The organism is Paenibacillus sp. FSL H7-0943 (assembly GCF_037963265.1).
GTDB lineage: Bacteria > Bacillota > Bacilli > Paenibacillales > Paenibacillaceae > Paenibacillus_AQ > Paenibacillus_AQ odorifer.
Genome location: NZ_CP150148.1, coordinates 792824 through 813730 on the forward strand (window position 1 = coordinate 792824; position 20907 = coordinate 813730).

The window sequence follows — 20907 nt, forward strand, 5'->3', positions numbered from 1 at the left end:
AGGAAAGTAATATGATTAATGAAGATCAGAGATTCATCCCTGCTAGGCTTAAAGAGGCTCGTTTAGTAAGAGGCCTAAGCATTAATGAACTCGCGTCTAGAGTAGGCCTTTCTAAGCAAGCCATATCTCAATATGAGCTGGGAGAAAATGAACCAAAGCCCAGCACGATGATGGGGATTATAAGGGAGTTGGATTTCCCTAAGAGTTTTTTCTATAAGACTTATGAAGAACATATCATAGGTAATACTTTCTTTAGGGCATCTGCAGCAGCAACGAAAAAGAATAAGGAAATTCAATATAATAAATCAAAGCTTGCAGGGTATATTTATGATTATCTCCAAAAGTATATTGAATTCCCCGAACTGAATTTGCCTGATTTATCTTCATTTGATCAAGCTGATTGGGATGATGATTCTATAGAGATTCTCGCCGTGAATGTAAGACAGTTTTGGGGACTTGGAGAAAATCCTATCAACAATATAGTTAACCTTATGGAACGAAACGGTATTGTTGTTTTTTCTATTGATATGGAGAGCTTGAAAGTAGATGCGTTCTGCCAATCCAGAAAAGGGCGCCCATATATTTTTTTAGGGAATGATAAGGAGTCTGCAGCAAGAAGACAATTTGATGCAGCTCATGAAATTGGCCATCGCTTAATGCACAATCATATTCACAACCAGGATATCCTTTCAAGAGAGGAATTCAAGATCATTGAGAATCAGGCCAATCGCTTCGCATCAGCATTACTATTACCAGCAGAGGCATTTGCAAAGACAGTTACTTCCACAAAATTGATTCACTTTATTGAGTTGAAAAAATATTGGAAAGTATCAATCGCAGCTATGTTATATCGAGCTCAAGAGCTTGGGATAATTGACCAGAGCAGATATACTTCTTTATTGAAGCAAATGTCTATTCATAAGATGAGATCAAAAGAGCCATTAGATGATGTGATTCCTGTTCCTAAGCCTATTTTGTTGAATAAAGGTATAAAGATGTTGCTCCAAGATAATTTTAAAAATGAGCTACAAATTATCAATGAGAGTGGTGTACCGCGGGAGTTTATCGAAATGCTTTGTACCATGGAAAAAGGATCACTTAAACTTAAGGAAATTGAGCCTACTCTTAGACTGATTGTTAACAATCAAAAAGATGCATAAACCTTTGAGAGGTTTATGCATCTTTTTTAATAGTTATTGCATGTATTGACTCTACTTAATCTATACATGTAGAGAACTAGCAATTAAGAAATAAGTCTTTGACCCATCTACTGAATGGGAGTAAAATGGAAATGATTACAGATCAAAAGGCTGGGAGAAGCGACTATTGTTAGAAACCGCTGAGAAATTTAAAAACATTTATCATATTCACTCATGGCTGGACAGTTGTGCTTATATATTTGATGAAATAATGGAATATGGCCCATTAAAGGTTGATTTGGGTCAATTGAAGTGGCTAACGCCTGCTGGATTTACTGTTCTCCTGTCTACATTAAACTATTTGGATCGGTTTTATTTTTTAGAAACTATACCGCCAAGATATGACTCTAGATCTGATAAGTTCGACATTGTTGGTTATATGGAACGGATGAATTTTCTCACATCTTGCCCTGAAGATGTAAAACTGTCGTTTGAGAAAATGATAAATATGGATTACTACTATAACCGAAATCGTAAACGTAAGGAAAAAGAACTTGACGAGCTACGTATTTCTCGGTGTGATAGGGACATTGAAGATTTGGAGCGGTCAATAAAACGGATAATGAAGGGGAAGGGACTTCATATCAATAGAATCTCAGATATCGCGGAAATTGTGACTGAATTGGCACAGAATGCCGTAGAACATGCGGATGAAGTAAGTGATGCTGAATGTTATTCATGTGTACAGTATTATAAAGAAACGAGCACTCAACCCGGCAGAGTCGAGATTGCGATTTCTGATACTGGTCGTGGTATTGTTGACTCTCTTAGAGATCATGTTGATTTTGGATCTTCAAATGATAAGATTGTTGAAAAGGCTATTTTCACCAGAGCCAGTCGTTTGCCTGAACAGGATAGGGGTAAGGGTTTTAATAATGTGCGTAGAACTGCCTTTGGTTGGTCTTCAGATGCAGAGTTTTATGTTAGAACTCACGATAGTATATATCGTATCTACGAAGATCGGCTAGAGCTATTAGACAAAGGGAAATATTTCCCAGGTACATTTTATTATATAATAATTAATGTGTGAGGGGTTGACATCCTTCTTAAGGTGTTATAAATTTAAGAAGAGGGAGATTTCAAAACCGGAATTGAAATCGAGTCTCCAAATCTAATAAGAGTGGTGGATCATTATGCTAAAGGTTAACTTACTTCCTGCTGTTGACACGAAGGTAAGCTTAATCGGAAGAAGATCAATGATTCCGCTGAACCAGAAGGTCATGAAGCAGATCGAAGAAGCTCCATATGGATCAATTTTGGTTTATGATATGGTGCAAGTAGAAGGCATGAATGGGTCTGGAATTGATGAAGTGATCATTAAGCCTTTGAAATGGATTCTACAAGAGTCCAAAACCCATAATAAGTATTTGTATTTAATTAATCTCAATGAAGAAGAAGATCATTTATACAATTTACGAAAGAGCTTGCAGGGCGAAGAAGTGGTTTTGGTCGCTCAAACCGAAACATCAGTAGAGATTATTGGTGATCTCGGCGATGCTTCAAAAGATCTTTTGGAATTGGCTTATCAGCATAGGAAAATTACAGCTAGAACAGCTGCCGATGTGCTTGGTAAGAAAAACAACTCAGTTAGCACACAACTTATTAAGCTTCATGATCAAAGGTTGTTGCAGCGGCAAGAAGAGCAGCTCGAAGAGGGCGGCAGACAATTTGTATATAGCAGCTTGTTCTAAGGGGAGAAGTCCCCTTTAAACAAAGAGGGATTTCAAAATAAGAATTGAAATCTATGTCAAACTCTTTTTTATCATTTCGTTTTCAAATTTAATTTTGAAAACGGTAGAGGACTAGACTAGATAGAAGGTATCTTAATCCTCATTAAAAATTTAGAGTGTATACCTGAAATAAACTTTTTTCGGAAAAATGCTCAAGTGTGGATATTACAAAATATAAAACTAAGGGAGAGAAGAGAAATTTTAATTTGTCGGAAGTCTATTCGCCGAAAAGACGGAACCATTGTAACAGCAGCACAGTTGGGTCTTAAAGCAATTTGTTTTGAAGTTTCGGAAGAGCAGCATCAAGCATATCTTGAAAAAAAGAAAGCGGAGAAGGAGAGTAAGTAGGAGAATAATGAGCACCACTGTTTCGTAGCAGACAAATCATAAGAATTTAGATGAGAAGGGTGGAAATAACATGGCTAAAAATACAGGTAGCGGATTTCGTAAGGGTGCAGTTAAACAACGTACCCAATTTCAAATTCCTAACGGGAACTGGGCAAAACGTGATCCAGGCACTGGACGTATCATGGATCAGAAAACTTCTGGTGGGAAGTTTAAAGGTATTCGCAAGGAAAAGTAATAAATTAATTATAGAGTTAAAAAGGAGATCGACATGGACTTTTTTCTGAAGTTATTACTGAGCAGTACTCTTATCTTTGCAATAAACTTCGTTTTTAAGACTTTAACCTCAAGTAAATTTGATAAGCTATTTGTTCCTAAACACCAGAAGGCTTTGCAGACTCTTTGCATCTTCATCCTTCTGATTGTACTTTTTATAATATATGGGATGATTTTAGGTGCGCTTTATTTTCAGGTGAAAAGTTATAAGTATACCGAAGCTGTTTCTGGGATTCTGGCAGTTTTTTATTTGATTGGACTTATCATAGTAAGTATTGTTTGCTTGATGAAATATTTCAAGGAGAAGAAGAGCGGCTTACCTTACAATATTTCTGAGAAGAAAGTTCTTCGGTTGATTTTCGTTGTTGTATTTCTAAACATTGTAATATACTCAATGGTTCTTAGCGACACATTTTTCACTTCAGGAAAGACTAAAGTAGAATTTGCAGGAGACATACTATACTGTATAGTTCAGTTTTTTGTACTAACGTGTGTTCTTGTAAAGGCGATGACATATTTATTGGGATATATGAAGAGACATTGGGGGTATGTGGTTTCACCAACTCCAGAGGATGTAGATAAAAGGTACCTGCATGTCCTATATTCATTATCACCTACTCAGCTTGTTCTTTCAGAAGATAATGAAAATCTTCATTATCCTACGAATGTTTATTTGTTCGATGTTACCAAGCAAAGCTATATACATTTTGAGAGAGTATTAATCATGAAAAAGTAAGTTACCTTTACCACTAGAATGGATAAGTCTAAGATTAGCATCTATTCGGTTGAATAGAATGAAGGAATGAGGTGGAAATTATGGTGAGTATTAACTTGAGATCATTTAAAGATGTAGAACTGGAAGCGTTATGTCGGATAATTGCCGATACCAACAACGGCATTACTGGATCTCAAATTGAGCACTACTTGGAGGCATTGAAATATAAGGATATTGATCCACTTATGACGAAGTGGAAAAGATTGTATAATGCTCTCGCGAACAGGCAGAATGAGACTCAATCGGGAAACTGTGTGTTATCCTTCATTACGAAAGCTCTAGCTCCAAGCCGATACGTGGGTCAATTAGACGTATATCTTGATTTACTGGAGCAGATGAACAAAATATTAATTTTTCGGGGACTAGAGTATAAGGAAGATGGGAAGTTTCACAAGGTGAAGGTAGCAAACACTCTTAGCGAAGCGGAAATTAGAGTGTCAAGACTATCAGAAAAAATAGCAACTCGAAAACTGCATCCACACCTCCTTAAGTATTGTAAACCTGAATTGCTTCAAAACAACTACTTTCACGCAGTCTTGGAAGCTACGAAGAGTATTGCTTCTATGATAAGGGATAAAACTGGTTTGCTGAGTGATGGAGCAAAACTTGTTGATGAAGCATTTACGGGAAGTGATCCTTTAATCAAAATTAATGGGTATAAGACTGAATCTGAGATTAGTGAGCAGAAAGGATTCGTCAGTCTGACCAAGGGATTGTTTGGAACCTTTAGAAATCCTACAGCGCACTCTGCTAAAATAGAATGGAGTATGTCTGAGGAGGATGCTATAGACTTGTTTACTTTAGCATCATATGTTCTGCGCAGAATTGAGAAAAGTGTTCAGTGAAGGTAAGCTGCAAAGAGGATGCTATCATTGCAATAAGACTTGTAGCTTTTTTAAAAAAAGGAAGTGACAACTTTTGAGGAATTTCGAACTGGAGAAAAAAATTCTGGAGTTAATTGATTCTAGGCGAGAAGACGATTTTTGGGACTTCAAGGAGAAGTTTCATTCCAATACAGCAGACCTATTACACGATATTATCTGCATGGCAAACAACCGAGTTGATAGGGATGCCTACATCATCTTTGGTATTGCCGACAAAACCTTCGAAGTAGTTGGAGTTGAGGACAATGAAAATCGAAGGAATCAGCAGCAGATGATTGATTTTTTGAAAAGTAAAAAGTTTGTAACTGGTATTCGTCCTCGAGTTGAAATGCGGACATTAATGGTTTCAAACCGTGAAGTTGATGTCTTGATAATTAAGAACAGCACCGACACGCCCTATTTTTTGACCGAGGACTTTCCCAACGTAGGAAGAAGAGTTCGCGCCAACCATATTTACACCCGAGTTGGTGACACAAATACCGATATCGATAAAAGTGCTGATATCAATAATATCGAGTACTTGTGGAAGAAGCGCTTTTTACTGACCAGATCTCCCTTCGAGCAGATCATTAAACGGCTTGAGAATAAAGAAGAATGGACGAAAGATGAAGATACTTACTACAATATCTTTAATCCAGAATTAACAATCACGTTGGAATTTGAAGAGGACAGTCGAGAAGCTCGGTCGGAGTTTTATGCTTATGCGATGACCAATTCATCAACTATGTATCAAATGTTAAGTGTCAAATATTTTGGTACTCAACTCTATGGTAGACAAGTTGCAGTTCTTGACAGCGCTCAGTATAGTACTCCTGTTCCTGAATGGGGATTTTTCACTTTTAGTGAGTACAAGTCTAATCCTGAATTCGCCATGAAGTATTTTACAAAAGATAGTCCACACTATAAATTGAATGAGTTCATATATGACGAAGTTAGCTTTGAAGAGGGGTATGCGCGGCGGAGATTCTTTGAGGTCGTACTGCTATTCGAGGACACTTTAGAGAAGGACACTTTTATGGGGTATGTTCAAATTAATAAGGAAGTTTTTCTGGATAAGTTAAAATCACTGGAAGGCGGGTATTCTTGGGTTGAAGCAAGTAATAACCTTGAGCGGAAACAAATTGTGACTCGTCTCCACATTGGGAAAGCTTTAAATCAGATGCTTAATGAGTTCCGACAAACTGGTTATTTGTTACGATGATATTCTTGATCACAATCTCCGACTCACAATACTCCAGTCATAATCACCAATTACTTATAAGAAATTTCCCTTTCTAATATAATGGTCTTAATACTTATAGGGGGAAGGGTTATATGAGCAAGAGGTCACAAAGAAGATGAATGACGGTAAACTTGAAGAAAAGACCGCCAAAACGTTCCTCCGGCATGCATCCACGTTTATTCAATGGTCTAATAACGATTTTGAGCCAGGTATAAGGAAGATCAACAAGTAATGCATTCTGGCTATTGGCATGAAGTTTAAGGGGGGGCCTTGCGACTTCAAATTATTGTCGATTCTTGATTTTTAAGCAGGAATAATAAACGCCTTTGGTGAATATCTACAGGTGGAAACATGATGCTCTTCTAAGGGAGGTCGTTTGAATGAAATGTACCAGTTGCGGAAGAACTAAGACGAATATCGGTGGTGTAGGGTCACAAGCAGAATATTATTGTGAGAACCCTAACTGCCCTAGCCATTACACTCATATTTCGTGTCCGACGTGTCACGAAGTCGATAAGAAAGTAACAACTCAAGGCATTGGAGATCAAGTATTCACATGCACAAAATGCGGTCATGTCTATACTTCGGATGATGTCGAGTAATCTTACGGAGTGGAACCTATTCCTTTTAGGTCCACCTCTTGCTTTTTGTACTGACGAGATATCTAAAATTAACGATAATAACAAATTTAAATATAAACTTAAGGTGAAGTTTTATGACAAAGCTTTTAGATACAACGGATGATGCTAAGCTTATTTTTTCATTAGCGGATATTTTGACTATTCCTGCAGTTGATGTGAGGAAATACTTTACATCAAACATGCGAATCTTGAGGGATGTCTCAGAAGTTTCAAATGTGGATATTAATCATTTTTTTGGATATGTGGCTGGGAAAAGAGGGCAATTAAAGCTCAGCTTTAATGAAGTCATCTTTGAACAAGTCTCTATTAATCACTTGACAACTAGAATCGGTGTTAATAATCCAGATGGAGAGCCACTTTACAATCTTGTTGATGCGCTGGTAAATGAGACATGTTTGAAAGAGTTCTTACAAAGCAACGGCCTAGAGTTTAAAGAGAATCAAGGGAAATTGCAAACTTACTATAATAAAGTACTCGTAAATTGGGATGATTATTGTAATGATGATAACAAGCATTCTGTCGGTATGATTAAGCGGAGATTTGCTGGCTCAAAAAATGTCTCTCAAGATAAGTGTGTTAATGGATTTCTCTTTAGTGAAGGGATACATGAGCATTCGGATGTTAAGCATATATTATACGGACCAGAAATAATGCAAGATATGTGCAGAGTACTCTGCAGGACAGACATTCTTTCTGAATGGCGACAACAGCGTAAAATATTCAGTGTCAATTTTAAAGCAGATATATCAAAGGTAATATTTGATTATAATGACCGACTGAACAACAAACAGAAGATATTTCGTATTTACAGATATATAATCAACTACTTCAGTAAACAGTTATTCGGTCAGTTGAGTGATTACGATAACCCGATAATACGTTTAAAGGACACATTCAGCGTTCCGACAAAGGATATCATGAGTTTCCGTGAAATAGATGTTTAACTGCTCATTATGCTGGATATTTTAATGGAAGCAGTCTTTTTTAGGATCTATAACTTTTCCGCTGCTTAAGATTAATCAATATCGGAGTGAGTCAGAAATAAGTGAGAAAAAAGGTTTCGTTAGCTTTACCAAAGGATTGTTTGGAACATTTAGAAATCTCACTGCTCATGTGGCAAACGTTGAATGGAACATGTCAGAATAGGATGCCATTGATTTATTTTAATTGGCTTGAAATGTATTACGGAGAATCGAGAAAGCGATGCTATGGAGGAAAATTTATGAAAGCGCCAGCGGATGTTATAAAGCGACTGGAACTATTATTTGAAGAATATGAGAAGGAAGTGTCCGACAAATTGAGCAGTGGCTTAATTGCCGAAAATACTGCTAAGACCTATCTCCTTCACTCAGGTAATTTTATCAAATGGTGTCGGGATGAATTTGCTCCAGGAGCAAGAAATCAACAGAAGTAAGTTATGAGTTTACTTGCTTCCCAATACTGTTTATACATGACAACTCGGTTTAGGCAACCCAAATTTTGAAATAATGTATGTGTTGACTCTGCTTACTCTACACATGTGGAGTGTACAGTAAGACTTGAAAGAAAAGACACAGCCGATTAAACTGTATCTTAGTTCTGTGGAAGAGGGTTAGAGAGATTATAGTGAATTTTAATCTTTTCGCCCTCGAATACTTCAATTTTCTGTATTAACCTTTTTAGAACGTGTTTCACGACCTGTACATCGCTAATGTCGAGGGTCGAGAACCGTTCTATTTCTTTTTTGAAAACTTGTAATTGTTCGGTGAGGTCTTGCCTTGCTTCAAACAATACAATTAGTTCAGCTTTTCTATTCGATAATTCTTGTTGTTGCTTTACTATTCGTTCGTTTTGTTGCTTGAATTGCTCTGACGTAATCTTATCATCAACGTGTAGACTTAACAGCTTGTCAAAGCGTTTATCCATTTCGGCTAATTCTTTGTCAATACGCGCCAATTCCTTTTTGGTATTAGTGTGTACCGAATTAGCTTTTTCCTCGGCAATACCGTATAGCCTATCCATACTTACGTTATCCCTAACCAACGCCGCTAGGTCGTCCTTAACTGCTTGTAGTAATTCTTTTTCTGCGATAATATGCGACGAGCAGTAACTAGATGTATATTTAACGTATCCGCCGCAAACATACGCCCCTTTACGTCGTCTATCGGGCTTGAAGTGCATTCCGCTACCACAAGCAGGACAAACAACGATATAGGAAAACAGGCTTTCTTTACCGTTGCTTTTATGCGTACCCTTCTTACGCATGAGTACTTGAATCGCTTCGAAATCTTCGTCAGACACTAATGCAGGATGAGTGTTTACGGTAATAATTTGCTTATCCGCTTCGACTTTTCTGCGAATTTTATATAGTTCCGATTCTGCAAGTGTTCCTGTCGTTTCTTCACGCCGATAAACAAGATTACCTAGATATACGGGATTGGATAAAATGCCCTTAATCGTGCTCTGTTGCCATTTGGTGCCTGCATTTGAAACACCCGCGCTAGCCCTTGGGTCGGAATACTCCTACGCATTAGGACATTGCTTATCGTGAACATTCTCCGACCTTTGTGTAAGTATAACTCGAATATTTCTCGCACGATTGGGGCGGTATTCTCGTCAATTTCAAGGGCGTTTGTCGTCTCGTTGAACGTGTATCCGTATGGCGGAATTGAAACTCGACGTGTACCCTGTCTTGCACTAGATTGTAGTCCCAACTTTATACGTTCGGATAACTTAGCGTTCTCCTATAGATGTTCACGTTAAGCTAACTGGCAGGATTGTTGAATAAAGTTGGTAGCTTCTTCATATTACTTCCACAAACTTACAACTTTATAAGCATATATATAGTCTAAAACAATAATAACAAATACAGGAGGTATTTATGAGAAACAAAGCTATTAGCTCATGCCTTTTAATTTTTATGCTGATCTGTTCGGCTTGTTCTAATGTCGAAGCTCCGCAGCGGGAAGGAATATCAACCTCAACCAACCAAGCAAAACAAAATAATGGAGAGTCTTCTAACGAGATTGTAAACAATCAAGATAGTTTAACATTGTTAAATATTGTGTTACCTAAAGATTGGAAGCTTGATAAAAGTGAAACTGTTGTATATAATTTTTTAGATGAAAACGACGAGAATAGAGGAACAGTTAGTGCAATTAACTACATGGATAACTTTAATTTTCTAACACAAATGCCTAATCATAGTAGTGTAACTAATGATGAATATATTGATCTACCTTTGGGTAAATCTAGATTAATTACATTAGATTCCGATAATGGTTCTGCTGCCTCAGGTATTACAGGAACACATGATATTTATTATGCATCACTACCTATAAAAGGAAAGGCTATTTATATGTTAAACTTCACAAAAAATGATAAGAAGCCTGAAACTAAAAGTCAATTTATAGAGATATTAAATAAGTTAAGTTTAAAGTAATTAGGCAAAAGAATTTATAGCTCAATCACAAATTTAAAAAAACTATTACGCTAATGGGACACGATAGTTCAAAATTGACCGCCTAATTATGAACTGCACCCCAATTGTTAGACATAACTAACATTTGGAGGTGCAGTTTTTTTATGACCAGGTACAGTACAGACGAAAAAATCCAAGCTATTATGCGTTATAAAAAGGGATCCGAGAGCTTAAAAACCATTGCAATTTCACAATTCTGTCTTTTTAAACTGGATTAGTCAATATGAGCATCATGGTGAAGAAGCTTTTAAAAAGGGCTATACATCATATCCTGCACAGATTAAACTAGACGTACTTAATTATATGAACGAATTCGGGACGTCTGTTAGAGAAACGGCTGCGATATTTAATATTGCGAGTCATAGTACCATTTTAAGCTGGCATAGAAGCTTAGAGTTACATGGAATGGACGCCCTACAACCAAAGAAGAAGGGGCGTCCATCCATGAAAAAAGAACCTAATAAACGAAAGATTCAAACGTTAAAAGAAGGGTCTGTTGAGGCATTACAAGCAGAGGTAGAGCGTTTGAGAATGGAAAATGCATATTTAAAAAAGTTGAATGCCTTAATTCAAAACAAGGAAAAATCACCAAACAAGACAAAGCACGAGTAGTCTATGAACTAAGGAACGAATTTTCGGTGAAAGCCCTCCTGCAGCTAGCAGATATCCCTCGTAGTACGTATTATTTCGTGGTAAAAACGTTTGGTATGCCCGATAGAGATAAGGAGCTAAAAGACGTTATTCAAGCGATTTACGAGGAGCATGAGGGTCGTTATGGTTATCGTCGTATTCGTGACGAGTTAGTGAATCGAGGACACCATGTGAATCATAAAAAGGTACAACGCTTGATGAAGGTATTGGGTTTAAAGTGTGTGGTACGTATGAAGAAATATCGTTCCTATAAAGGGACGATTGGCAAACTCGCACCGAACATATTAGAACGTAACTTCCACGCTGAGAATCCAAATGAGAAGTGGGTTACGGATATTACAGAGTTTAAATTATTTGGAGAAAAGCTGTACTTATCTCCAATTCTAGATCTATATAATGGTGAGATTATTACGTATACAATCGGTTCAAGGCCTGTCTACTCGCTTGTTTCAACGATGTTAGATCAAGCATTCCGTCGATTAACCGATGAAGATAACCTCCTTATTCATTCTGACCAAGGCTGGCACTATCAGATGAAGCAGTATCGTCATGCCCTTGAAGAACGAGATATCAAGCAAAGTATGTCCCGTAAAGGTAATTGCTACGACAACGCCGTCATTGAGAACTTCTTTGGTATCATGAAATCTGAATTTCTATATTTAAAGGAATTCGAAAGTATCACACATTTCAAACAAGAGCTATCAAAATACATCGATTATTACAAAAACAAGCGAATTAAGGCAAAACTAAAAGGCCTGAGTCCGGTACAGTACCGAACTCAGGCCCAACAAGTCGCTTAATTATATACCTGTCTAACTTTAAGGGGGCACTTCATTCGCAATGTTGCGAACAGGGCGGTTTGCTATGTCATAGAGGGCAGCTTGAAAGTTAGAGTCAACCTGCACTTTACAAACTATCTTGTACATTTTTAAGGATAACTTATTAATAGAGCAGTTACACAAAAAATAAGATTACTCTGCTACAACTTGTTTGCCTGCAATCCGGCCGAATGTGAAGATATCAGCGATGGCATTACCGCCAAGACGGTTTGTACCATGAATGACCCCTGTTACTTCACCTGCAGCGAACAACCCAGGGATGACTTCGCCTTTTTCATTCAAAACGCGAGTCTTCTCGTCGATCACCAAGCCGCCCATTGTATGGTGAACGGAGGGTACAGCTTTTTCGATGTAGTAAGGGCCTTTTTCAAGAGATTTCAATCCACCGCGATGTTTGAAATCAAGGTCTTTACCTGTTTTCGCATAATCATTTACTTTATTAATCGTTTCTTTCAAAGTGTTCAAGTCAATTTTAAAGAAATCAGCCGCCTCTTCAATCGTATCGGCTTTAAAGAGCAAGCCTTGTTTAACGAGTTGATCGTATTCGTCTTGATGAACTTCGATCGTTTTACCAATATCCTCAATGCCTTGATTCCATAATTGATACGTATATCCACCCGTTTGGGCAAGAATTGCTTTAGAAATAACGTCACGACGTTCTAATTCCTCAACGAAGCGCTTGCCTTCTTGGTTAATCAGGATTGCACCATCGAAGCGGGAGTCTGCAACCAGAGAAATAACACCTGTCTCAGGATTACAGATTGGATACGTTTGAATACTCTCCATGTTTGTCAGTTTGGCGCCAATCGTTTCTGCCATAACGATACCATCACCTGTAGATCCTGGTGTATCGGTAGTCATATATTTTTCATCCATTGTAGGGTTATACTTCTTACGCATCTCTACATTGGATCCAAAACCACCGGTAGCGATGATGACGCCTTTGTTCGCATGGAATGTGATTTTGTCGCCAGTACCCGAAGTCGCAGTTACACCTGTTACTTTGCCGCTTTCGTCCTTCAGCAAGGTTTCGGCTTTCATATTCGTTTTGATCGTGATTTGATCAGCGTCTGTTTTGGCTTTTAACTTAGTAATCAATTCAACACCTGTATGACCTACAGGAATCAACGCACGTTTTCTGGAATGGCCACCAAATTGGAACAGATGATCAGGTAAGAACTCTACCTTGATATCATCGCGCAGCCATTCGGCAGATGCTAGAGCATTGTCGGCAAGAATACGAACCATCTTTGGATCCCCGAGGTTGTCTCCGCCTTTCATCGTATCATTATAGAACAAGTCAGCCGTGTCATCTGTGATGCCAAGAGCACGTTCAACCCAGTTGTCAGGCGCATTCATCTCACCACCGGAAATCAATGTGTTGCCGCCAACAGCTGGCATTTTCTCGAGCAGAACTACATTAGCTCCAGCGCTCTTCGCTTCGATAGCCGCACTAAAGCCAGCACCCCCGGCACCGATGACGACAACATCATAGGTTTGCTCGACTTCTTCTTTGTCTTTGCTTCCACTGACTGCAGCGCCAGCGACAAGGGTAAGTCCAGACTTCGTAATTGCATCTTGAATGGCTTCGAGATATCCTTTGCTTGTAACTGTAGATCCGCTAATGGCATCAACTTTTGCGCTGTTAGTTGCCATGACCTCTTGCTTGAGCTGCGTATAAACAGGTTCTGCAAGTACTTCATTTTCCTTATGCTCTGTCACTTTAATGTCAGTGATCTTGTTATCTAATAAGGAGACTTGTACTTTAATATCGCCATGTTTACCTTGCCCAACTCCTTCAAAGACTTGAACTCCGTTTGCATCTGCAGCGGGCTCTGCATCTTTACTGCCGCAAGCAGCAAGCGTGAACATAAGACTGAGGACTAGTAGAATAGATAACAGCTTTTTCGTGTGAGTTCGCATAATATCTCCTTCATTCTGTTGTGGATTGGTTACATACACTAGGGAGAGGAAGATTTGCTAGGCAAATCCTTTATCTCTAGCCTAGACATGAATGTTATTTCATGTGAAAATATGCACAAGACCTATTATAGATTTAGTACAGCATTATGTATTTGCACAGATTAGTGTTTTTTTGTCTTTTTCGGGCATGTAAGAAACGGATATTGTGAAGGGCTATGATTACAATGAAATCAATTCACTTAAAAATTACGTTAATCGCAGGAGGCTGCTTCTTGCTGCTGTTCGTTGCATTGCTTGTAACAATATATTTGGAGATGAACCATACGGTTGTCCCTTTGAATAAGAACTTAACGCAGCAAGTGGTTACTGCACGCAGCGACCAGATTGATTATTGGTTTAATCAGCGCATTGGAGAGATAGACATGCTTGCTTCTCTAGCTTCGGACCATCAGTGGACACGAGATGAATTGCTGCAAGAGTTCGATAAGTTCGAGGCGAAGAAGAAAGTAGAGTACGAATCCATACGCGTGGTGGATATTCACGGAAATTCCTGGTCAGCAAGGGACAAGCCTTTTTCGATACTAAACCGACCCTACTATCGAAAACTGCTGAATTCAGATTCCAATTATGTGGTAAGCAATCCGATCGTATCCAAAGCGAATGCAGCCGAAATCGTCGTCATTCTTTATCGCGTGAATCCATCGGTGAATGATGAGGTAGCTTATATTGCCGCAGCCGTCTCCGTCAAGAAGATGAGGGAGATTGCTCAAGATGTAATGCTATATGACCAGTCAGGCCAGCTTATCGTCGATTGCAGAGAGCTGGGTGAAGAAGATGGAGCGGAGGATACAGCAGATAAGAAGAACATGAGTGTATTTGAGGCTCCAATTCAAAATGTGGAAGGCTGGAAGTTAGTACTCAAAGTACCGAATTCAAGTCTATCGTTAGCGGTGATCAAAACCCAGCGGACTGCATTGCTGGTAGGCGTTCTTATCGGTAGTGCGTTTATCGTCTTTCTGGTGCTGCTTGCTTCTTCCATTATTCGTCCAATTCAGTCGCTTCGCCAGGTAATGGAAAATGTGCAGAACGGCAACCAAACCATACGAGCAGATGTTACGCGCTCGGATGAGATCGGCGATCTTGGACGAAGCTTCAATGACATGCTTGTTCAATTATACGCTGTGGAGCAGGACCGAAAGGAGATGGAACTCAGACTGATTCATGAGCAGATCAAGCCGCACTTTTTATACAACACATTGGATACGATCCAGTGGATGGCAACGGAACATGGAGCAGACAATGTGGTGGAGATGGTGGAAGCGCTTAGCGCGTATTTCCGATTAGGGCTTGGCACAGGCAGTCCCTACATTCTGCTTGATCAGGAGTTGTACCATGTCGAGAGTTATCTTCATATTCAAGGTGTGCGATATGAGGAGATTCTGGACTACGAGCTTCGATATGATGAAAAGCTTGCTCAGTGCCAAGTCGTTCGCTTCATACTGCAGCCTTTGGTGGAAAATGCGATTTATCACGGGATTAAGCCACTTGGGGATCAAAAGTGCAAAATTTCGATTACAGCATATAAACAGGCCGATTATTTGGTCATTAAGGTTGAAAATAATGGGGTTATGATTCCGGAAGAGAAGCTTGTGCAGATAAATCAAGCCCTTCTTGATGATACATATGATCGTTCTGCCACAGGCTTTGGGCTATACAGTGTAAACCATCGCATTCGACTAGCTTACGGAGTGCCATATGGCCTTGCAGTGAAGAGCGAAGATGGCATTACCGTTATGGTCATTCGAATACCTTTGGACGGGGAGTGGAATGAAGATGTGGAAGATTGTCATCGTCGATGATGAAACGATCATTCGCAAAGGCTTGCGACAATACATTGAGGAGAGTCCGTATCTTTTTGAGGTTGCAGGAGAAGCGAAAAGTGCAAACGAAGCATTGAATATGGTGGAGGAAGCCCCACCACATGTATGTCTTGTGGACATCAACATGCCGAATATGAATGGGCTCGATCTGATGAACATATTGCGCGAACGCTGCCCGTCGGTTCTGGTTGTCATCATCAGCGGGTACGATAACTTTGAATATGCGCGTCAAGCCGTGCAACTGCAAGCATTCGATTATGTATTGAAACCTGTGCCGAAGAGTGATCTGAACAAGCTGCTTCATCGGATCGATGAGCATCTTCAGGTAAAATATCCTTTGCATTCACATGAAGACAGGGTGGATAAGGAGCGGGAGCTTCCCGGGTATACAGGGGATGGAACAGTGCTTATCCAAAAAGTGACCGAGTATATTGACAGTCATTATCAGGATCCGGAGCTGTCTATTACTCGAGTAGCAGCACTATTTCATATCAACCAAACCTATCTTAGTAAGCGTATGAAGCAAGAAATCGGTGCTTCATTCCTTGACTATGTCACCGAGCTTCGGATATCGAAGGCGAAGGAGATTCTGGATGACGTAATGCCGAATATCAAAATCGGGGATCTGGCCGTGAAGGTAGGGTATAAGAGCCAGTACTATTTTAGTCGTGTGTTCAAAAATAGAGTCGGCTCAAGCCCCTTAGAGTACAAAAAGCATCCGTTCGGTTATGGATAGGAGGGCCATTCTCGTCCCTCTGCAGCACGCCATAGATGTTATGCTCGGAGCCGCCTTCTATCAAAACGGTTGGATTTTAAACATGAGTGAGAAGATGAAGTTAAAGCATCCAATAGTGCAATATTTTTATGAACTAAGGCGTAGTACATTATAAAAATAAATAACTTCATTGATTATTCAAGAGCAGATAAACTGTCAAGAGTGTCTTAGGCTCCTCATATAAGTTTGTTCACACTGTCTACCCACGCATGTGGAGAGTGTCGCTCTACTGGTAAGGAAGGATACAGTGCTATGAGATCCTTATATTTATTGGACTTTACGGACAAGTATGAGAAAAAATGTTGTTAAAGAGATGGCATCATTGCCGTCTCTTTTTTGTTTCACTTTTTTAGTATTGCCCTGACTCTGGTTCCGGCTACCGCATCCTACGATCACAAGCATGAACGATTGCACGAAAATTAACGTTGATACTTATGTTTAAGCCCTCTCTACTCTGTTAGGTGACGGGCATCATAGACGTACTTGCGTGATGTTGCTACGATGTTCCATGGAAATTAAGTGAAAGTGAACACAAGAAATTACAGAAGGAGTTATTTAACGTGAAAAGAATCGTAACCCTAAGCACCCGCAAACTGATGGATACCGCAAAACACGGCGGATGCGGCGCATGCCAGACCTCTTGCCAGTCCGCTTGTAAAACTTCCTGCGGCGTTGCAAACCAGAAGTGTGAAAATGCAATGAACAGATAGGATTCGGAATTTTACCGCCCATTGCTCTGCTGATGGGCGGCTATTTTTAAGAAATGGATACTATCCCTAAAGGATGGCGAAGCCGTTTCTACTTGTGTGCAAAAGGAGCTTGATTAGTAAGTATGATTCATCAATATAAACTAAACGGATACAATATCGTGCTCGATACCTATAGTGGCTCGGTGCATGTTGTTGATGACCTAGCATATGAAATTATAGCGGATTATGAGAAAACTTCTGTCGATCAAATCGTGACAACAATGTTGGATAAATATAAAGATGATTCCAGCATTTCCGAGAGCGACATTCGAGAAACCATCGTGGATATCGAGGAGCTTATAAATGATGGACAGCTTTTTACAAAAGATGAGTATGAGAACCTCTCGCTCGATTTAAAAAAACGCAAAACTTATGTCAAGGCACTCTGCCTCAATGTTGCGCATACCTGTAATTTGTCATGTGACTATTGCTTCGCTAGTCAGGGGAAATACAACGGAGATCGAGCAATCATGAGCTATGAGGTTGGACAAAAAGCTATCGATTATCTGCTTGAAAACTCAGGTCATCATCGAAACCTGGACATTGACTTTTTCGGCGGGGAACCACTTTTAGCCTGGAAAGTGGTTAAACAGATCGTAGCTTATGCAAGAAGCAAAGAACAAGAATACAAAAAGAAGTTCCGCTTCACCTTCACGACGAACGGGATGCTGCTGAACGATGAGGTCACCGAGTTTTTAAATCAGGAAATGTACAATGTCGTATTAAGCCTGGATGGAAGAAAAGAGGTTCATGACCGGCTTCGCCAAACGGTTAACGGAAAAGGCAGCTATGATCATATTCTTCCGAAGTTCCAGGAATTCGTTCGTAAGCGCGGAGACCAAGAGTACTATGTACGAGGAACTTACACTCGTAACAATGTCGATTTCACCAACGATATATTTCATATCGCAGACCTTGGTTTTGACAAAATTTCGATGGAACCGGTCATCTGTGATCCAAAGGAGCCCTATGCACTTACCGAGGAGGACCTGCCGGAGATATACAACCAGTACGAAATTCTCGCGAAGGAAATGATCGGTCGCGGTGAACAAGGTAAGGGTTTTACCTTTTATCACTACATGCTAGACCTCTCGGAAGGACCTTGCATCCAGAAGAGAATCACTGGCTGTGGTTCAGGAACCGAATATCTTGCCGTCACCCCTTGGGGAGAGCTTTTTCCTTGTCACCAGTTCGTCGGGGATGAAGAATACAGCATGGGAAACCTCTGGGATGGCATCACACAACCGGAGCTGCAATGTCAATTCCAAGAGAGCAACTGCTACTCGAAGCCGGAATGCAAGGACTGCTGGGCGAAACTCTACTGCAGCGGCGGTTGTCCCGCCAATGCGCTGCACGCGACGGGTTCCCTGGTCGGAACCTATGACTTCAGCTGTGACGTCTTCCGCAAAAGAGTCGAATGTTCCATGATGGTAAAGGTGGATGAATCCATTCGAGCGATGGAAGAGCAACCTAACTAATTAATATAACGGATTGAAAAACGGTAACCGAGAGATAGACACTTATAAAAGAAGTGCTTTTTCTCGGTTTTTGTATGAATTCGAGCATTCAGTTCCGTTAATCCTTTTAGGAGTATTGCTTGCGAGATTAACATACATACTGGACCTCGTATCGCTTCAGGATCTAGCCTATGGGATAAGATCATGTTTGGCTGAATATTTATGATCTTCTCAACATGTATAGTATGGAGTGAACCAATCAGAATAAAGAATTAAAGTCGAGTCAGCCTAATCTGTTTAATGGACAGAGAGGGCTTTTTTTTATGAAAAAATCTTGGATACTAATAGATATGACAAAAACCATACTAAATTAGCAATAATAAATCATAGAGTGTTACTAGATACACCAGCATCTACTTTGTATAAAAGTAATCATTGATTATACAGTCTGGAGTGGCAAGTATTTTGGCATAACCATAAAAGTAAGGGGTGTGTATATGAGTATAAATGTTTATGAAAATATTACAGATGACGTTTGCGGGTCTGTATGGTTTGCAGCATTAATACTGACCTATGAAGCTATTGAGTTAACAAAAGTCAAAGGAGTTGTGTTATTGAAGCAAACTGAAATTCAGTATTTAGCCAAAAGAATTTGTGTCAAGGATGTACAATCAGCCAGGATCAGCCAATGGTGCAACGGGGATCATCTGAATAATAATTATAATTATCTACGTGCAGTAAACGAAGAAAGAAGATTAACAAGGATCGGCGAATTTAATGGTGTTAAAGAATACCCACCTCGGCTTCTTGATTCCGACACACAAGTATTCACAGCAGAGGACAATGATCAGATAATTACATATGGCTTGTTATTCCGATGGTATTCGGAAGTCTATTCGAAGAATATTCATCTTAATGAGATCATTAGAGCTACGATGGAACAGGAATTGATAATACAAGATTACGTAGGGATTAATGAATTACAAGAAGATGATGTAAAGGAAAAGTTAAATCGCTATTTGACGTCATTAGGGTGGACTACTCATATTGCGATGGGTAAGATACGTGGCATAGATATAGATGCATATAAAGGAACAGAACGATGGGTCATTGAAGTCAAAGGCTGTGGTTCAAGAAGCGCTATGAGAGTGAACTACTTCTTGTCTATGCTAGGAGAGATACTTCAACGAATGGATGATCCAAATGCTAAATATAGCATCGCCTTGCCAAATATGAAACAATATCGTGTATTGTGGGGACGACTTCCTAAGTTAGCAAAAGAACGAACAAATATCACTATATTGTTTGTGAGCGAGGATGGAGCGATAGAAGAAGGATATTAATATTTTTCACATCATAAACATGGTAGATTTATAAAAAAACGAGGTGGTTATATGAAGCTTAAAGAGGATTTTAAAACTTGGTTAACTCAAACAAAAAGAAAGAAAAACGGAGAGCACTATATTTCAAGTACTATAGACGCTTATATAAGAACAATTGAAAATATAGATACTGGTATGAAGAAGTTAAGGATCATTGATAAAAGTCTGTATAATGTTTCATCGACGCTAGAATTGGATGTAATGGTTAAAAAAAATAGTGAACAATTCAGAGTATATTAATAAAATAGCAGAGGGCATAATAGGCACAGTTCAGCATTAAATCATTATATTGAATTCATTCATAAAACTAAATAGAGGAATATCATCCATCTTGAATCAGGGATGGATTTTTTTGATGGTAAATAAAGAGTAGAGTGTCATTGGCACAATTATGCTGCTTGTAATAGTAAATGATTCTGAATTCTGTCGCCTTCTAAAGACTACGGAATCTCGCAAGCGGACATGTATCAAGCCTATGCGTATCATAACAAATATAACGCTCGAACCGTGATTCTGGTCTATCCTTGGACAACCGTAATGTCTGAAATTACAGCACCTATTATATACAGAAGTAATGACGGAGTTACGGTTCAAATTTGTTTTATAGATCTGACGGAGGGTAGTGGAAGTATAGGTAATTTGGGTACTTTGATTGATGAGATAAGTGTATAATATAGGGAGTATTATCGAATAAAGAGTGATTATGGAATAGAATGGAG

21 protein-coding genes and 1 pseudogene are annotated in these 20907 nt (G+C 39.3%); 20 read left to right on the forward strand and 2 right to left on the reverse strand.

Annotated elements, in window-relative coordinates; all coding sequences use genetic code 11:
- Positions 1-11: 11 nt before the first annotated feature.
- The 11 genes from NSQ55_RS03490 to NSQ55_RS03540 all read left to right on the forward strand — a co-directional run bounded on the left by NSQ55_RS03490 (position 12) and on the right by NSQ55_RS03540 (position 8486).
- Entirely contained in the window at positions 12-1160 is a 1149-nt protein-coding gene (locus tag NSQ55_RS03490; RefSeq protein WP_076282528.1) for an XRE family transcriptional regulator, read from the forward strand.
- A gap of 166 nt (positions 1161-1326) precedes the next feature.
- Positions 1327-2229, forward strand: coding sequence for an ATP-binding protein (locus NSQ55_RS03495; RefSeq protein WP_076282529.1), 903 nt, complete (start codon positions 1327-1329; stop codon positions 2227-2229).
- Positions 2230-2332: 103 nt separating this feature from the next.
- Positions 2333-2890: a hypothetical protein gene (locus NSQ55_RS03500; protein WP_076282530.1), complete on the forward strand. Its 558-nt coding sequence runs from the start codon at positions 2333-2335 to the stop codon at positions 2888-2890.
- Positions 2891-3085: 195 nt separating this feature from the next.
- Complete coding sequence (locus NSQ55_RS03505) at positions 3086-3277, forward strand: hypothetical protein (RefSeq protein WP_076282531.1); 192 nt, start codon at positions 3086-3088, stop codon at positions 3275-3277.
- Positions 3278-3347: 70 nt separating this feature from the next.
- Positions 3348-3512: a hypothetical protein gene (locus tag NSQ55_RS03510; protein ID WP_175623616.1), complete on the forward strand. Its 165-nt coding sequence runs from the start codon at positions 3348-3350 to the stop codon at positions 3510-3512.
- A 33-nt stretch (positions 3513-3545) separates the two neighbouring features.
- Positions 3546-4286 (forward strand): hypothetical protein, encoded by a 741-nt coding sequence (locus tag NSQ55_RS03515; RefSeq protein WP_076282532.1) that lies wholly within the window; start codon positions 3546-3548, stop codon positions 4284-4286.
- A gap of 95 nt (positions 4287-4381) precedes the next feature.
- The gene (locus tag NSQ55_RS03520) at positions 4382-5170 is read left to right on the forward strand and encodes a TIGR02391 family protein (RefSeq protein WP_339171248.1); all 789 of its coding nucleotides are present in this window, start codon (positions 4382-4384) and stop codon (positions 5168-5170) included.
- A 73-nt stretch (positions 5171-5243) separates the two neighbouring features.
- Complete coding sequence (locus NSQ55_RS03525) at positions 5244-6410, forward strand: ATP-binding protein (protein WP_076282534.1); 1167 nt, start codon at positions 5244-5246, stop codon at positions 6408-6410.
- A 401-nt stretch (positions 6411-6811) separates the two neighbouring features.
- A complete protein-coding gene (locus NSQ55_RS03530) occupies positions 6812-7033 on the forward strand; it encodes a hypothetical protein (protein ID WP_339171251.1) in 222 nt (73 codons plus the stop codon).
- A 113-nt stretch (positions 7034-7146) separates the two neighbouring features.
- On the forward strand, positions 7147-8016 hold the full coding sequence (locus NSQ55_RS03535; protein ID WP_076282535.1) for a hypothetical protein: 870 nt from the start codon (positions 7147-7149) through the stop codon (positions 8014-8016).
- Between the two features lie 278 nt (positions 8017-8294).
- Positions 8295-8486 carry a hypothetical protein gene (locus NSQ55_RS03540; protein ID WP_076282536.1) on the forward strand — a complete coding sequence of 64 codons (192 nt, stop codon included), beginning with the start codon at positions 8295-8297 and terminating at the stop codon, positions 8484-8486.
- Positions 8487-8644: 158 nt separating this feature from the next.
- Here NSQ55_RS03540 and NSQ55_RS03545 read toward each other — a convergent pair whose 3' ends face one another.
- The gene (locus tag NSQ55_RS03545; RefSeq protein WP_339171253.1) at positions 8645-9316 is read right to left on the reverse strand and encodes a recombinase zinc beta ribbon domain-containing protein; all 672 of its coding nucleotides are present in this window, start codon (positions 9314-9316) and stop codon (positions 8645-8647) included.
- 616 nt (positions 9317-9932) lie between these two features.
- Here NSQ55_RS03545 and NSQ55_RS03550 point away from each other — a divergent pair.
- Both NSQ55_RS03550 and NSQ55_RS03555 read left to right on the forward strand, forming a co-directional pair.
- Positions 9933-10493: a hypothetical protein gene (locus NSQ55_RS03550; protein ID WP_339171255.1), complete on the forward strand. Its 561-nt coding sequence runs from the start codon at positions 9933-9935 to the stop codon at positions 10491-10493.
- Positions 10494-10636: 143 nt separating this feature from the next.
- A pseudogene (locus tag NSQ55_RS03555) lies at positions 10637-11983 on the forward strand (IS3 family transposase).
- A 171-nt stretch (positions 11984-12154) separates the two neighbouring features.
- Here the strand turns inward: NSQ55_RS03555 and NSQ55_RS03560 are convergent.
- The gene (locus NSQ55_RS03560; RefSeq protein WP_339171258.1) at positions 12155-13945 is read right to left on the reverse strand and encodes a flavocytochrome c; all 1791 of its coding nucleotides are present in this window, start codon (positions 13943-13945) and stop codon (positions 12155-12157) included.
- 272 nt (positions 13946-14217) lie between these two features.
- Here NSQ55_RS03560 and NSQ55_RS03565 point away from each other — a divergent pair, with 272 nt between their 5' ends.
- From NSQ55_RS03565 to NSQ55_RS03595, 7 genes are all read left to right on the forward strand, one after another.
- Positions 14218-15804, forward strand: a complete 1587-nt coding sequence (locus tag NSQ55_RS03565) for a histidine kinase (RefSeq protein ID WP_339171260.1) — start codon at positions 14218-14220, stop codon at positions 15802-15804.
- Positions 15779-16561: a response regulator gene (locus NSQ55_RS03570; protein WP_076128491.1), complete on the forward strand. Its 783-nt coding sequence runs from the start codon at positions 15779-15781 to the stop codon at positions 16559-16561. The genes NSQ55_RS03565 and NSQ55_RS03570 overlap by 26 nt, the downstream gene beginning before the upstream one ends.
- Positions 16562-17160: 599 nt before the next feature.
- Positions 17161-17310 (forward strand): six-cysteine ranthipeptide SCIFF, encoded by a 150-nt coding sequence (scfA, locus tag NSQ55_RS03575; RefSeq protein ID WP_076098734.1) that lies wholly within the window; start codon positions 17161-17163, stop codon positions 17308-17310.
- 122 nt (positions 17311-17432) lie between these two features.
- On the forward strand, positions 17433-18827 hold the full coding sequence (gene scfB, locus NSQ55_RS03580; RefSeq protein ID WP_339171263.1) for a thioether cross-link-forming SCIFF peptide maturase: 1395 nt from the start codon (positions 17433-17435) through the stop codon (positions 18825-18827).
- A 476-nt stretch (positions 18828-19303) separates the two neighbouring features.
- Positions 19304-20149: a hypothetical protein gene (locus NSQ55_RS03585; protein ID WP_339171265.1), complete on the forward strand. Its 846-nt coding sequence runs from the start codon at positions 19304-19306 to the stop codon at positions 20147-20149.
- A 51-nt stretch (positions 20150-20200) separates the two neighbouring features.
- Positions 20201-20428 (forward strand): hypothetical protein, encoded by a 228-nt coding sequence (locus NSQ55_RS03590; protein WP_339171268.1) that lies wholly within the window; start codon positions 20201-20203, stop codon positions 20426-20428.
- Between the two features lie 183 nt (positions 20429-20611).
- A complete protein-coding gene (locus NSQ55_RS03595) occupies positions 20612-20860 on the forward strand; it encodes a hypothetical protein (RefSeq protein WP_339174392.1) in 249 nt (82 codons plus the stop codon).
- The last annotated feature ends 47 nt before the right edge of the window (positions 20861-20907 follow it).

Coding starts and splice junctions, on each gene's coding strand:
- NSQ55_RS03535 (WP_076282535.1), top strand. CDS start 7,147: ATGACAAAGCTTTTAGATACAACGGATGATGCTAAGCTTATTTTTTCA.
- NSQ55_RS03545 (WP_339171253.1), bottom strand. CDS start 9,316: ATGCGTAAGAAGGGTACGCATAAAAGCAACGGTAAAGAAAGCCTGTTT.
- NSQ55_RS03590 (WP_339171268.1), top strand. CDS start 20,201: ATGAAGCTTAAAGAGGATTTTAAAACTTGGTTAACTCAAACAAAAAGA.
- NSQ55_RS03570 (WP_076128491.1), top strand. CDS start 15,779: ATGTGGAAGATTGTCATCGTCGATGATGAAACGATCATTCGCAAAGGC.
- NSQ55_RS03515 (WP_076282532.1), top strand. CDS start 3,546: ATGGACTTTTTTCTGAAGTTATTACTGAGCAGTACTCTTATCTTTGCA.
- NSQ55_RS03530 (WP_339171251.1), top strand. CDS start 6,812: ATGAAATGTACCAGTTGCGGAAGAACTAAGACGAATATCGGTGGTGTA.
- NSQ55_RS03490 (WP_076282528.1), top strand. CDS start 12: ATGATTAATGAAGATCAGAGATTCATCCCTGCTAGGCTTAAAGAGGCT.
- NSQ55_RS03500 (WP_076282530.1), top strand. CDS start 2,333: ATGCTAAAGGTTAACTTACTTCCTGCTGTTGACACGAAGGTAAGCTTA.
- scfB (WP_339171263.1), top strand. CDS start 17,433: ATGATTCATCAATATAAACTAAACGGATACAATATCGTGCTCGATACC.
- NSQ55_RS03550 (WP_339171255.1), top strand. CDS start 9,933: ATGAGAAACAAAGCTATTAGCTCATGCCTTTTAATTTTTATGCTGATC.
- NSQ55_RS03510 (WP_175623616.1), top strand. CDS start 3,348: ATGGCTAAAAATACAGGTAGCGGATTTCGTAAGGGTGCAGTTAAACAA.
- NSQ55_RS03585 (WP_339171265.1), top strand. CDS start 19,304: ATGAGTATAAATGTTTATGAAAATATTACAGATGACGTTTGCGGGTCT.
- NSQ55_RS03560 (WP_339171258.1), bottom strand. CDS start 13,945: ATGCGAACTCACACGAAAAAGCTGTTATCTATTCTACTAGTCCTCAGT.
- NSQ55_RS03540 (WP_076282536.1), top strand. CDS start 8,295: ATGAAAGCGCCAGCGGATGTTATAAAGCGACTGGAACTATTATTTGAA.